We start from the raw sequence: 14,970 nt of genomic DNA on the forward strand, positions 1-14,970 counted from the left end.
ATATTACTTATATATTCACCTTTTTTTTATTTTTTTACTTTTTATTTACATTTATTAATATGTATTGATAATAGTCCATACGCCCTAATTTTTTTATAAATAACCTGTTTTTTATAAACTAAAATAAATGTTTATTTTATTACAAATTTAGTTTGAGTTCTTCCAACTATAAAAAACCTTACTTAAACACATTAAGCAAGGTTTAAAAAAACAATAGATTAGTCATAAATATAGCCATTATTATAGCTACCAAATCTGCCATAACTGCTCCCCAAAGAGTATGCCTTATTTTCTTTATACCAACTGCACCAAAGTAAACTGTTATTGTATAAAATATAGTTTCTGTTCCACCCATTATTACTGAAGCTATAAGTCCTGTTTTAGTATCAGCCCCAACAGTATTTATTATTTCTGTAAAAATCCCAAGAGCACCACTACCTGATAAAGGTTTTATGAAAACTAATGGAACTAATTCCTTTGGAAGACCTATCAAACTAACTATTGGTGCAAAAAAATTATTAAGTAAATTCAAAAGATTAGCATCTTTAAATATTCTTACAGCTACAAGCATAGCAAGAAGCGGAGGAAATATTCTTATACAAACTTTAAGTCCATCTTTCGCACCTTCTATAAACCACTCATAAACTTTAACACCTTTAATCATTCCATAACACACTATAATTAAAAGTATTAATGGAACTAAACTACTTGATAAATAATTTCCCATATAGCACCTCTAAAAATATCTTTGAAGTATTTTGCAACATATAATTCCAACAATACACGCTACTGCAGTTGATATTAATGCTGGAAGTATTATAATTGCTGGATTATTTGATCCTGCAGCTGCCCTTATAGATATTACGGTAGATGGTAAAAGCTGAATACAACATGCATTCATAACTAAAAAAAGAGCCATATCATTTGATGCAATTCCTTTTTTATTATTTATGTTTTCTAACTCTTCCATAGCTTTTATACCAAAAGGAGTTGCTGCATTTGAAAGACCAAGCATATTAGCAGTTAAGTTCATAACAATTGCCCCTAGCGCCTCTTCACTTTTAGCACTCTCTTTAAAAATCATTTTTAGTATTGGTTTTAAAAGCTTAGCAATTTTAGCTGTCAATCCACTTTTTTCAGCAACCTTCATAACTCCACACCAAAAGCACATAATTCCAACTAATGATATTACAAATCTTGTAGCACTTTCAGTTGATTCTATAACACCTTTTGATATAACTGCTCCTTGCCCTGTAAATACTCCAAATAATACTCCTGAAGCTATTATAAAAAACCATATGTAATTTATCATATTATCTCCTAATTATTAATCTCATATTAATATATGCCTTGCATTAACCATTTAGTAGTGATAACATAAAATTAACAGTTATATTTTATTTAATCCAAAGGAGAATTTTTATGAACGAAGACAATTTAAAACTAGCTCAACAAGAAGTGGAAAATGCTTTAAAAGCTGTTGAAAATTTAGAGCAAATATTAGATTCAAATGACTTGTCAAAAGAAGTTTTAAAGGAACAATTCGTTTCCCTTACAAAAAAGGTTCAAGATTTAGAAAGCATTCTTAAAACTGAGGGTATTTTATAATATAAATAAAAAAAGCAGAAGGATTAATTCCTCTGCCTTTTTTATTGCTATCAATAATAAAACTTTTAATAATTATTTACAACTATCTCTTTCAACTAACTTATAGTTTAATACAAAATGTCCTTCTTCTAAAACTTTATTATTTATAAGTTTTATAAGCATTCTCATAGCAACAGAACCCATATCATACATTGGTTGATAAACTGTTGTTAATTTAGGATAAAAGGCTCTTGCAAGATCTATATCGTTAAAACCTACAACACTTACATCTTCTGGAACTTTTAAACCTTTATCTCTTAGAGCATTTATTGCACCCATGGCAATTTCATCAGATGCACATACTATTGCTTTTGGACTTACTCCTCTATTTAACATCTCTATAACCCCAGTGTATCCTGTTTCCACTTTTAAGTTATGGAAATATGTGAACTCTTCTCTAAACTCTATATTACTTTCTTGCAATGCATTTTTATATCCAGTAAATCTTTTTTTCCAAGCATTATTATCTTCTCTGCTAACACCTATAAAAGCTATATCTCTAATGTCTTTATCTATTAAGTATTTAGTTACTTCATATGTAGCTTTTACATTATCTATTGTAACACTTGGCAAATCAGCATTTTTATCATCTGTTTCAACTAATACCGTTTTTACATCTAATTCATTTATTAAATCTAATATATCATTTTCTAATGAAGAACTCATATAAAGAACTCCATCAACCATCTTTTCTTTTAAAACTCTTAAATATTCTTTTTCCTTATCCGTATCAAAATCAGAGTTGCAAAGCATAACATTATAACCATAAATGTTTGCCACATCCTCAGCCCCTCTTACTATTTCAGGATAAAATTGATTTGATATATCAGGGATAAGTATTCCTATTGTTCTAGTTCTTTGAGTTTTTAAACTTCTAGCAACAATATTAGGTCTATAACCTAATTTTTTTATTGCTTCTAAAACCTTCTTTTTAGTTTCTTCATTTACTACATCTATATCATTCAATACTCTTGATACAGTAGCAATAGATACACCTGCCTCTTTTGCTACATCTTTAATTGAAGCTGCCATGTACTTTTCATCTCCTCTTTAAAATATTTAATTTAATCAACCCTCATTTTTTCACCAATAATCTATTATAATATTTAGTATCATTTTATACAAGGGATTTATATTTATCCATTTTTTATTATTCAACTCAAAAACTTAGTATTTAACCAAATTTAGCTATATTGATTTTAAAAATCATATACTTATTCTTTGTAATAACATAAACATTTTATTCTAAAATAACAGTTGTTAAATTAGTCTACCTAATAATATTAATACGTTTTATCTAACTATGCAATTATTTGCATCACTAAATCATTAAAATTTATAATAATTTAAAAAGAGTATTGGCTTTATAACTTAAGCCAATACTCAGTTTTCATATCAACTAACAACTAGATTTTTTCAACAATTATACCTAAATTTTCACCGTTTATTACAGTATCCACATAATTTTTATCAGAACCGTAAACAACTTTTTCTGTTAAAGTATCTTTCTTTATTGTATCTTCAAACTTTTTAACAACATCCATAAGCATATCATTGTTAGCTAAATAAAGAGTTATTCTATCTAAAACTTCAAATCCATTTTCTTTTCTCATATTTTGAATTTTTGATATTATTTCTCTTACATGACCTTCTTCTCTTAACTCATTTGTAATAGTAGTATCTAAAACTACACCAATTTGTCCTTCACCAGCAAATGCATATCCTTCTAAACCTTGCATTGTTACAAGTAAATTTTCTTTATTAAGTTCAATCTCTACTCCATTAACATTTATAACTTCTACTTCTCCATTTTGAAGTTTTTGTGCAAGTTCCATTTGATTTTTGCTAGCTATTTCTTTTCTTATTGCAGGTATAAGTTTACCATAAGCCTTTCCTAAAACAGGTAGGTTAGGTTTTATTTCAAACTTAACATGAGCAGATAAATCAGCTCCAAATTGAACTGCTTTTATATTAAGTTCATCTTTTATTATATCTCCATAATATTTTGGAAGAGCATCTGTTGATATTAACATTTCTGAAAGTGGCTGTCTATTCTTAATATTAGCAGCATTTCTTGCACTTCTTCCAAGCTTAACTAATCTATACGCTAAGTCCATTTCTTTTTCTAACTCTTTGTTTATAGCCTTTTCTGAAACTTCTGGCCATATGCATAAATGAACACTTTCCTTAGCTTCTTTATCTAAATTAACCACTAAATTTTGATATATTTCTTCTGTTACAAATGGAACAAAAGGAGCAGCTACTTTAACTAAAGTGGTTAAAACTCTGTATAAAGTTGTATACGCACCTATCTTATCATCAGTTAATTCTTCTGACCAGAATCTTGCCCTATTTCTTCTTACATACCAGTTTGATAACTCATCTGTAAACTCTTCAATTTCTAAAGCTGCTTGAGTTATTCTGTAATTATCTAAATGTTCATCAATATCTTTAACTAAAGTATTAAGCTTTGACATCATCCATTTATCCATTACATTATCTGATACAAAGTCTTTGTAATCTAATGGATTAAAGTTATCAAGTTCTGCATATAAAACATAGAATGAGTATACATTCCATAATGTACTTAAGAACTTTCTTTGAGTTTCTGCAACATCATCTATTGAAAATCTTGTTGGAAGCCATGGAGCACTTGCAGTATAGAAATGCCATCTTGTAGCATCTGCACCTTGTGTATCTAAAACGCTAAATGGATCAACTACATTTCCTTTAGATTTTGACATTTTTAATCCTTTTTTATCTAAAACGTGACCTAAAACTATACAATTTTCAAATGGATTTCTATCAAAAATTGCTGTTGATGTAGCAAGTAATGTATAGAACCATCCTCTTGTTTGGTCTACAGCTTCTGATATAAATTGAGCTGGATAGTTTTGTTCAAATAATTCTTTGTTTTCAAATGGATAATGGTGTTGAGCAAATGGCATTGAACCTGAGTCAAACCAACAGTCAATAACCTCTGCTGTTCTAGTCATTTCTTTTCCACATTTTTCACATTTAATATGAACATTATCTATAAATGGTTTATGAAGTTCTATTCCATCTGGAACATTAATTCCCTTCGCCTTAAGCTCTTCAACACTTCCTATACATTCTCTATGACCACATTCACATTCCCATATTGGAAGAGGAGTTCCCCAATATCTATCTCTTGATATTCCCCAATCAATAACATTCTCTAAGAACTTACCAAATCTACCTGTTCTTATGTTGTCTGGATACCAATTTATTTTATTGTTATTTGCTAATAACTTATCTCTAAGAGTTGTCATTGCAACAAACCAACTCTCTTTTGGATAGTAAAGAAGTGGTGTATCACATCTCCAACAATGTGGATATGAGTGAAGGTGCTTTTCAGCTTTAAATAATTTGTTATTTTCCTCAAGCCATTTACAAATACTTTCATCACATTTCTTTACAAACTTACCTGCCCATGGAGTAACTTCTTCTACGAATTTACCTTCTCTATCAACTAAGTTTATAAAAGTAATTCCATTAGCTTTGGCAACTAAACTATCATCCTCACCATAAGCTGGAGCTATATGAACAATACCAGTACCATCTGATAAAGTTACATAATCACCATGAATTACCTCAAAAGCTTTTCCCTCAACTTTTCCAAAAGGCATTAATTGTTCGTATTTAGTTCCAAGTAATTCTGTTCCAGGAAATTCTCTAATTATTTCATAATCTTCACCTAAAACTTTTGGTGCTAAATCCTTAGCCAATATAACTATTTCATCCTCAACTTTTGCTTCAACATATGTATATGCCTTGTTTATACATAAAGCTAGATTTGAAGGTAATGTCCACGGAGTTGTTGTCCAAGCTAATATATATTTATTATCTTCTCCTGCTACTTTAAATTTAGCAATTGCAGTTAAGTCTTTAACATCTTTATATCCTTGAGCAACTTCATGAGAAGATAAAGCTGTTCCACATCTTGGGCAATATGGCATAACTTTATGACCCTTATAAAGTAAGTCTTTATCCCACATTTGTTTTAAAGCCCACCATACTGATTCTATATAATTATTATGATAAGTAACGTAAGGATGTTCCATATCTACCCAATATCCTATTTGGTCAGTCATTTTTTCCCACATGCTTACATAAGTAAATACGCTTTCCTTACATTCTTTAACGAACTTTTCAACTCCATATTCCTCTATTTGAGGTTTTCCTGAAATTCCAAGCTTCTTTTCTATTTCAAGCTCAACTGGTAACCCGTGAGTATCCCAACCTGCTTTTCTTATAACCTTATGCCCTTTCATAACTTTGTATCTTGGAATAATATCCTTCATAACCCTAGTTAAAACATGACCTACATGAGGTTTTCCATTTGCAGTTGGAGGTCCATCATAAAAAGTAAAATATTCTCCATCTTTATTCATATCAAAATTCTTTTGCTTTATATCTTTTTCTTTCCAAAAATCAGCTATATCTTTTTCGATTCCAACAAAACCTGATTTTGGAAGTTCAACTTTCTTATACATTAACCTAAACTCCTTTCATTATTAAATGTATATCATAATAAATAATTAATTATTGGTTTACTAATTAATTATTTGCTTACTAAGTAAATTTTAGACAGGTATATAAAAAATCCTTTAAAAACAAAAAACTCCGTCCTCTAAAGGACGAAGTATATTCGCTGTACCACCTAAATTGCATAGTTATCTTAGCAATAAATTTTAAAATTATATAAGTAAGGTTTCTTGCTAAGTTTCGTAAAAGCACATATTATGCCTTAATCCTGTAACGTGGATAAACGGGATAACTTAATAAAAATAAAACTTTCGTTCAGCATCCAACTCACAGGTGATATTCCTTAAATTTCCTATGATTTTTCACCAACCAATCACTCTCTAAAAGGCTTTAATTTAAGTACTTGCCCTGATCAAAGTTACTAAAAAAATTATATAATAGCCTCCTAAAAAAGTCAATAAAGTCTAGTTATCTATTTTTTTATACCCAATAAAAAAGCTTCCTAATAAAACCATGAAAATACCTACATATAAAGACAAATAATTAACTGGTAATATTCCTGTTTTAGGTAATGTATTAGCAATATCTTTTTGACTTTTTTCATTTTCACTATCACTTTCCGCTATTAACAATGGAGTTTCATTTTTATCATTCAAACTATTTAAATTACTATTTTCTAAAGCAATTTCTTCTTTTAAATATCCAACTACACTGCTAACTTTATTATCCGAATTAACTTGTGCTTTTATTATTAGATTTTCTAATCCGACACTATTTAGTTCTTTTTGCTCTTCATCACTTAAAATAACTGTATACATTCCATCTACTAAAATATCATCCTTACCAAATTTTAAAATATCTCCAGATATACTAGTTATATTTTCTAAATATAAGTATTTTTCTATATTTTTATCCTTAGTTATTAATATTTTATTATCCATTTTCTTATTTCCTATATATATTTTCAAATCATTTTTTTCATTTTTCAAATCTAAATTACTATCTATTTTAAAAGTTATTTTTAATTTATCATTTTCTTTTATTATTTCTAAGTTTGAAACATTAACCTTATAGCTTTCTTCATTTTTATTAACATTTTTCGTATCAGCGCTATATATAATATTAGAATTATCTCTTTCAGACACTTCTCTAACCCTATTATCACTTAATAACTCTTCAGATGTTTCAACATTTTGGATTGAATTTTCTATATCTAAAGAATTATTAATTTCATTGATATCATAACTATCCTTTACATAAATTATCTCATCATGCATATGTGTATCTTCTAATTCTGTACTCTCTTTATTATTTAATTCCATGCATTTATCTTCTTCAAACTTATAGTCTGTATAATATAAAATAATTTTTTCTAAAATATCTGTTATTTCATAAACGGTATTAATCTTACCATCATTTAAATCTATAATTTTCTCTTTAATTTCATCATTTACAGCATATATATCATTTAGATATCTTATAATATCATTTAAATCATTTAAATTTACTTGCAAAAACTCATCAACAATTTCTTCGTAATTATAATTGCTGTAATCTCCATTCAATAAATCGTATAATCTCTCAATTTCTAAAATGCATTTACTATAATTTAAAATATCTATTTTTTCTTCTTTATTATCATCTAGTTCATTATTTATTTTTTGTAATTCTTCGTAATCTTTATTTTCATAAACTTCTTCTCTTTCTAAAATGTTTTCTATTTCAACTCCTAAAGCATTATTTGAAATAAAAAAAATTAAAAATACAAGTAATAGCACTATAACTCTACTTTTCTTTTTCATGCACATCTCCTAACACTTTCTAATTCTAGCTATGATATTACCCACTTTTTTATTTAATTAAACAAACATTAAAAATATTTTAAATATTTATTTTTGTTATTAATAAACATTTATTATTATTTATGTTTATGACTTATTTTGATATAATTAAATTAATTAAAATATCCTTTATAAATAGTAATTTAAACTAACTGCTATAATTAAGCACTAGGAGGAATTTTTATGGATAATAAAGATTTACAAGAAATTGTTTTAGATAAAATGACTAAAGTTTGTGTATGTAAAGCTATATCAAAAGCTAAAATTAAAGAATCAATAAAATTAGGAGCTGATACATTAGATAAAGTTATAAAAGATACTGCTGCTTGTACTGGTTCATGTAAAGGTTCTAGATGTAAACTTAAAATAGAAAATTTAATAACTGAAATGAATAATTAATTACTTTAAGGCTATGATTACGATAATCATAGCCTTAATTTTCTTGCTCCTAATATTACTATAAGTTTTATAGTTTAAATTTGCCATTCAATAAGTTCCATATCTTTTGCCCATGATGAACAAGCTCTTGGATATCCTTGGCTTGTACTACTTCCGACAACATAGGTCTTTTTTAAATCAAAACAATTATTTTTAACAGTTTTATAACCCTTTAATATATATTGTATTCTATCTTCAAAAATAGATTTTAATCCTATTGGCGGTTCCCCCCAAGCAAAAATAATATGATTACAATCTATCATTTCTTCAAATATTACTAAATCATTTTTTATAAATTCACCATTTTGCCATATTCCCTCGTTGCCTAATAAGAATAATTCTCCTTTTGTTTTGAATATTTCTTCTAAAGCATATTTTGTATACTCAATGCACGGAAAAACAAATACAAAACTAATTCTTTTTATTCCTCCAAATTCATCATCATGGTCTAAAAGATACTTTGTAGCTCTTTTTAAACTTTTCATTGAATTTTCTAATTGATAAGGTTTTGGTACCTTTAAAACTATAAGAATCGAATTTTTATTTTCTTTGTTTATAGGTACAACAATCTTAAAAATTCTATCTTCAACTTCATCAATTATTTTTTCTATGTTATTATCTTTAAAAAACTTAAAATGATTATTCTTTTGCATATTATAGTCCCCTTTTTATACTCATATTGTATTTTTTTAAATTATGATAATTAAATTTTAAACCCTGATATAAGTTGCCATAAAATATATGGCAACTCACTATCATATTATTTAGCATAATCTAAATATATGCATAACTTAACACTATTGTTTCTTACTTTCCTCTATTTTTTGAGCTAAGTCATTTAAATATTCCCATCTTTCATATTTAAATTCTAAATTCTTTTCGACCTCTTCTTTTTCCTTCATAAGTTCTTGAAGTTTTGAAAAATCACTAGAATATTTGCTCATTTCTTCATCTAATGATATAATTTTATTCTCTAAAATCTCTATATCACTATCAATAGTTTCAAATTCCTTTTGCTCTTTAAAAGTAAATTTTAATTTTTTCTCTCTAATTTTTTCAACTTTTTTATTCACAGAAATTTTATTTTTATCCACAGTTTTTTCTTCTTTATCAACAACTTTATCTTTTTCCTTGTGGATTAAATAATCACTATAATTTCCTTCATATTTTTTTATCTCACCTTTTCCTTCATAAGAAAATATCTTATTGCAAATTCTATCCAAGAAATATCTATCATGAGATACTGTTATAACTGCACCGTTAAAATCATCTAAATAGTCTTCTAAAATTTTTAATGTTTCTATATCTAAATCATTAGTAGGTTCATCTAAAAGCAATACATTTGGAGCTTCCATAAGAATCTTTAAAAGATGAAGTCTTCTTCTTTCACCACCTGATAATTTTCCAATTAAAGTCCACTGCATAGTTCCATCAAATAAAAACTTTTCACACATTTGAGAGGCAGTTATTCTATCACCTGTTGCTGTTGGTAAATATTCTCCTGCTTCTTTTACATATTCTAAAACTCTCATATCAGGATTCATGTGACTATCATCTTGAGAGAAACAACCAATCTTTACTGTTTCACCTTTTATAACTTCCCCACTATCTGCAATTAATTTTCCCTCTAAAATTTTTATAAGAGTTGATTTTCCAACCCCATTTTGTCCAACTATACCTATCCTATCATTTCTTAAAACTATATAGCTAAAATCATTTATTATTTTTTTGTCCCCAAAAGTCTCTGAAATATCATGAAGTTCTATTACTTTCTTACCTAACCTACTACTCATAACAGAAATCTCAATATTATCATTGGTTACTAATCCTTCTTGAGAAGTCAAATCATGAAACCTATCAAGTCTTGCTTTTTGTTTAGTGCTTCTAGCTTTTGCTCCTCGTCTAACCCAAGCTAATTCTTTTCTTATAAGATTTTGTCTTTTATCCTCATTTGCTTGTTCAATCTCTAATCTTTCCATCTTTTTTTCTAAGAACATAGAGTAATTTCCATCATAACTAAATAATCTTCCTCTATCTAATTCTAAAATTCTATTAGTTACTCTATCTAAAAAATACCTGTCATGAGTAATCATTAAAAGAGCACCTTTTCTTTTATTTAAATATTCCTCAAGCCAGTTTATAGTTTCATTATCTAAATGATTTGTAGGCTCATCTAAAATCAAAAGCTCACACGGAGTTATAAGAGCTGAAGCTAACATCACTCTCTTTCTTTGTCCCCCAGATAAATTCCCCACTTTAGCATTAAAATCTTCTATACCAAGCTTTGTTAAAACTATTTTAGCCTCACTTTCTAAATCCCAAAGATTTAAACTATCTATTTCCCCTTGAAGATTTATAAGTTTTTTATGTAAACTTTCATCTGCTGTATTTGAATTTATTTTTTCTAAAACTTCCTCATATTCTCTTATAATTTGCATTTCTTTAGAATTTCCTCTAAATACTTGCTCTATAACAGTTAATTCATTATCATAATCAGGATTTTGAGATAAATATTCTATTCTAACCCTATTTCCCTTTGTAATACTTCCACTATCACACTCTTCTATACCTGCAATAATTTTTAAAAAGGTAGATTTTCCTGTTCCATTTACACCAATAAGACCTATTTTCTCTCCTTCATTTATTCCTAAAGATATATTATTAACCAAATTTTTTTCTGAATAGCTTTTCGTTATATTTTCCAACGTAATTAAATTCATTTTTATCATCCTTTTCTAAGAATATTAACTTCATTATAATATAACACTCAATTTTATTAAAGAATTTATAAACATCAATAATTAATCATTTTATGTTATAATCTTTAAAGCTAATAGTTTGAGAGGAGAAATTTTATGGCGAGTAAATTTTATTTACATCAAGGAAAAAACAAAAGAGTAGAACAAGGTAGACCATGGGTTTATATTGATGAAATTAATGAATATGATGGTGATTATGAAAATGGAGATATAGTTGAAGTTTATAATCATAAAGGCTATTTTTTAGGAAAAGGCTACATAAATGACAGAAGTAAAATAACAATTAGAATAATGACTCGTGATATAAATGAAGAAATTAATGAAGAGTTTTTCAAAAAAAGATTTAAAGATGCTTGGGATTATAGAAAAACTGTAATTGACACATCTTCTTGCAGATTTATCTTTGGCGAAGCTGACTTTTTACCAGGACTTACTGTAGATAAATTTGAAGATTATTATGTAATTCAAATATCAACTTTAGGTATGGAACAGTATAAAGACCTAATAGTTAAAATCTTAGTTGAAGAATATAATGCAAAAGGTGTTTACGAAAGAAGTGATATAAAAACTAGAGAAATAGAAGGTTTAGAGCAAACTAAAGGATTTTTAACCAAGCCTTTTAATACAGACATAGAAATAATTGAAAATGGTGTTAAATATATAGTAGATTTAGAAAACGGACAAAAAACTGGATTTTTCTTAGATCAAAAAGAAAATAGAGCTGCAATTCATAGGATTTGTAAAAATAAAGATGTTCTAGATTGCTTTACACACACAGGTTCTTTTGCATTAAATGCTGGAATAGCAGGTGCTAAATCAGTTTTAGGTATTGATGTATCTCAACATGCAGTAGACTGTGCAACTAGAAATGCCATGCTTAATAATCTTCAAAACACAGTAAAATTTGAATGTCATAACGCATTTGATGTTTTAGGAGAATGGTCAAGAAATAGAAAAGAATTTGATGTTGTTATATTAGACCCTCCAGCTTTCACAAAATCTAGAAATACAATAAAACAAGCAATAAGGGGCTACAAAGAAATAAATCTTAGAGGATTAAAAATGGTAAAGAAAGGTGGCTATTTTGCAACCTGCTCTTGTTCTCATTATATGAGTGAAGAACAACTTAAAAAAACAGTTTTAGAAGCTGCCCATGATGCAAGAAGAACTCTAAGGCAAATTGAAGTTAGAACACAAAGTTCAGATCATCCAATTCTTTGGAATTCAGATGAGTCTTATTATTTAAAATTTTTTATATTTCAAGTTATTTAGTTTTTAAGTTAATTTAATAAATTCCATAAATTTCTTAGAATTATCTAAATTATTTTGGAAAATATAATAATGTAGCACGGATATTTTAAAAAATATCCTGCTTGGCTACTTTAATTTAAATATTATATAACTTATTTTATATAATATTTAATTTATATAAATGCAAGACTATGTTAAATATCTACGCTTATAATATCTAAAAATAGTATAAGAAGAATATTTAATATAGTCTTCTATTATTAAATTATATATTAAATTTTTTCAAATTCTTTAATCCATAATTATCTAATTTAAAGTATTATATATTTCAAAAACCTTCCTATCCTTTATATTTCCTCGTTTTCTCTCATAAAAAATTTCATACCTTTAATCCATTTCAAAAAATTTTTTCATAAAATCCCTTAATTTTTTTTAAACTTTGTATTATAATTGTTCTTAGTCTAATCTATTAGATAAAAAATTTACTAAGGAGGAAGTGTTTTTACACAAAATATAATGTCAGAAAAAATTAATAATCTAGATAATAAAACGAAAGGCCTTATATATATACTTATATTTGGCTTATTTTTGGCTATTATGAATACATTTTTGAAATTAGCAGGTCCTATTCCTATTGCGGAAAAGATTGTTTATAAAAATGTAATTTGTACTATCGCAGGTTTTGTATTTCTTGCTAAAACCTACGGATTTAAAGATAAAAGCCTTTACTTTGGAAATAGAAAAAATATTTTTGGTCTTTCCATGAGAAATATTTGTGGAATACTTGGAATTACGGCTAACCTCTATGCCTTGCAACACTTAATCTTATCAACAGCTAGTGTACTTCAAGATTTAAGTGTATTTTTTGTCGTAATATTTTCATTTATATTCTTAAAAGAAAAAGTTAGATTGTGGCAAGTTGTATTAATTTGTGTTGGATTTTTAGGTGCATTAGTAGTAATAAACCCAACTAGCGTAAAATTTGCTCTTGCCCCTGCTCTTGCTGCTATTTTTGGCGCTGCAATGAATAGCGGAACTTCTGTTACTATGAGATTTTTAGGAAAAAAAGCCGCTCCATCTACTGTAGTATTTTTCTCTAACCTTGTTTCTGTAATAGTGTTTACGCCATTTATGTTAATGGATTATAAAGTTTTATCATTACATACAACTATATTTTTACTTCTTGCAGGAGTTTGCTATACTGTAGTTGATTTTACCATAGTTTTGGCATACAAATATGCTCCTGGTAGAGAAATTGCTATTTTTTCCTATGTAGATGTAGTATTTTCTGCTGCTCTTGGATTTGCTGTATTTGGAACATTCCCAAAAGTAACAGCTATAATAGGATATGCAATAATTATAGCAGCCGCTATACTTTTAGTTTTATATAACTTTAAAATTAAAGAAACTAAAAAAGCTCTTGATACTAGCCTTTAACAAAAGTATCAATTAATTTACTAATATACAAAAGAAAAATTTTATTAAGGAGGATGTGTGGCTTCACACAAAAATATAATGTCAGAAAAAATTAACAATTTAGATAATAAAACAAAAGGTCTTATATATATACTTATATTTGGCTTATTTTTAGCTATTACAAATACTCTTTTAAAATCAGCAGGTCATATTCCAGTAGCTGAAAAAACTGTTTATAGAAATGGAATTTGTGCTATCGCAGGTTTTATTGCTGTAGCTAAAGCTTATGGATTTAAGGATAAAAGTCGTTACTTTGGAAATAAACAAAATATTTTAGGTCTTTCTATGAGAACTATATGTGGAATACTTGGAATTACAGCTAACCTTTATGCTTTGCAATATTTAATTTTATCAACAGCCAGTGTACTTCAAGACTTAAGCGTATTCTTTGTTGTAATATTTTCATTTATATTCTTAAGAGAAAAAATTAGATTATGGCAAATTGTATTAATCTGTGTTGGATTTTTAGGTGCTTTAGTTGTAATAAACCCAACTAGCGTAAAATTTGCTATTGCTCCTGCTCTTGCTGCTATTTTTGGTGCTGCAATGAATGGTGGAGATGCTGTTTCTATGAGATTTTTAGGAAAAAAAGCTTCTCCATCTACCGTAGTATTCTTCTATAACTTTGTTTCTGCAATAATACTTACTCCATTTATGTTAATGGATTATAAAGTTTTATCATTACATACAACTATATTTTTGATTCTTGCTGGACTTTGTTATATCGTTGTTGAATTTGCCATGGTTTCAGCATACAAATATGCTCCAGGTAGAGAAATTGCTATTTTTTCCTATGTAGATGTAGTATTTTCTGCCGCTCTTGGATTTATTGTATTTGGAACATTCCCAAAAGTAACAGCTATAATAGGATATGTCATAATTATAGCAGCCGCTATACTTTTAGTTTTATACAATTTTAAAGTTAAAGAAAACACTTCAAATCAAAAACATACAGCATAAAAGAAAAAAACTATGCTTAATTTAAGCATAGTTTTTTAATTTACAAAAAATTAATTTTTTATTAATTATTTATTTTATAAATGTTCATA

Annotated in this window: 12 protein-coding genes and 1 other annotated feature; of the genes, 5 read left to right on the forward strand and 7 right to left on the reverse strand. The window is 27.3% G+C overall.

From position 1 onward, the window contains the following. Positions 1-202: 202 nt before the first annotated feature. Together HH195_RS10300 and HH195_RS10305 are read right to left on the reverse strand one after the other, a co-directional pair. Positions 203-727, reverse strand: coding sequence for a spore maturation protein (locus HH195_RS10300; protein ID WP_058993366.1), 525 nt, complete (start codon positions 725-727; stop codon positions 203-205). A gap of 9 nt (positions 728-736) precedes the next feature. Continuing rightward, positions 737-1,312: a nucleoside recognition domain-containing protein gene (locus HH195_RS10305; RefSeq protein WP_196371013.1), complete on the reverse strand. Its 576-nt coding sequence runs from the start codon at positions 1,310-1,312 to the stop codon at positions 737-739. 110 nt (positions 1,313-1,422) lie between these two features. On the opposite strand from HH195_RS10305, the gene HH195_RS10310 reads away from it, so the two are divergent. Beyond that, positions 1,423-1,608, forward strand: a complete 186-nt coding sequence (locus HH195_RS10310; protein WP_055258765.1) for a hypothetical protein — start codon at positions 1,423-1,425, stop codon at positions 1,606-1,608. A 72-nt stretch (positions 1,609-1,680) separates the two neighbouring features. Here the strand turns inward: HH195_RS10310 and HH195_RS10315 are convergent, their stop codons facing one another. From HH195_RS10315 to HH195_RS10325, 3 genes are all read right to left on the reverse strand, one after another. Then, positions 1,681-2,679, reverse strand: a complete 999-nt coding sequence (locus tag HH195_RS10315) for a LacI family DNA-binding transcriptional regulator (protein ID WP_055258768.1) — start codon at positions 2,677-2,679, stop codon at positions 1,681-1,683. A 374-nt stretch (positions 2,680-3,053) separates the two neighbouring features. Beyond that, positions 3,054-6,164, reverse strand: a complete 3,111-nt coding sequence (ileS, locus tag HH195_RS10320; RefSeq protein ID WP_196371014.1) for an isoleucine--tRNA ligase — start codon at positions 6,162-6,164, stop codon at positions 3,054-3,056. A gap of 137 nt (positions 6,165-6,301) precedes the next feature. Beyond that, positions 6,302-6,581, reverse strand: a binding site (T-box leader). Positions 6,582-6,620: 39 nt separating this feature from the next. Then, complete coding sequence (locus HH195_RS10325; protein WP_196371015.1) at positions 6,621-7,958, reverse strand: hypothetical protein; 1,338 nt, start codon at positions 7,956-7,958, stop codon at positions 6,621-6,623. 222 nt (positions 7,959-8,180) lie between these two features. On the opposite strand from HH195_RS10325, the gene HH195_RS10330 reads away from it, so the two are divergent. Then, positions 8,181-8,396 carry a (2Fe-2S)-binding protein gene (locus tag HH195_RS10330; RefSeq protein WP_196371016.1) on the forward strand — a complete coding sequence of 72 codons (216 nt, stop codon included), beginning with the start codon at positions 8,181-8,183 and terminating at the stop codon, positions 8,394-8,396. Between the two features lie 74 nt (positions 8,397-8,470). Here the strand turns inward: HH195_RS10330 and HH195_RS10335 are convergent, their stop codons facing one another. Together HH195_RS10335 and HH195_RS10340 are read right to left on the reverse strand one after the other, a co-directional pair. Continuing rightward, positions 8,471-9,088, reverse strand: a complete 618-nt coding sequence (locus HH195_RS10335) for a DUF1643 domain-containing protein (protein WP_196371017.1) — start codon at positions 9,086-9,088, stop codon at positions 8,471-8,473. 144 nt (positions 9,089-9,232) lie between these two features. Continuing rightward, on the reverse strand, positions 9,233-11,155 hold the full coding sequence (locus HH195_RS10340; protein ID WP_196371018.1) for an ABC transporter ATP-binding protein: 1,923 nt from the start codon (positions 11,153-11,155) through the stop codon (positions 9,233-9,235). A gap of 135 nt (positions 11,156-11,290) precedes the next feature. On the opposite strand from HH195_RS10340, the gene HH195_RS10345 reads away from it, so the two are divergent. From HH195_RS10345 to HH195_RS10355, 3 genes are all read left to right on the forward strand, one after another. Further along, positions 11,291-12,466: a class I SAM-dependent rRNA methyltransferase gene (locus HH195_RS10345; protein ID WP_196371019.1), complete on the forward strand. Its 1,176-nt coding sequence runs from the start codon at positions 11,291-11,293 to the stop codon at positions 12,464-12,466. A 495-nt stretch (positions 12,467-12,961) separates the two neighbouring features. Next, on the forward strand, positions 12,962-13,882 hold the full coding sequence (locus tag HH195_RS10350; protein WP_055258781.1) for a DMT family transporter: 921 nt from the start codon (positions 12,962-12,964) through the stop codon (positions 13,880-13,882). 57 nt (positions 13,883-13,939) lie between these two features. Beyond that, a complete protein-coding gene (locus HH195_RS10355) occupies positions 13,940-14,881 on the forward strand; it encodes a DMT family transporter (RefSeq protein ID WP_112365442.1) in 942 nt (313 codons plus the stop codon). Positions 14,882-14,970: the final 89 nt, after the last annotated feature.

Source organism: Candidatus Sarcina troglodytae (assembly GCF_015708635.1).
Classification (GTDB): Bacteria; Bacillota; Clostridia; order Clostridiales; family Clostridiaceae; genus Sarcina; species Sarcina ventriculi.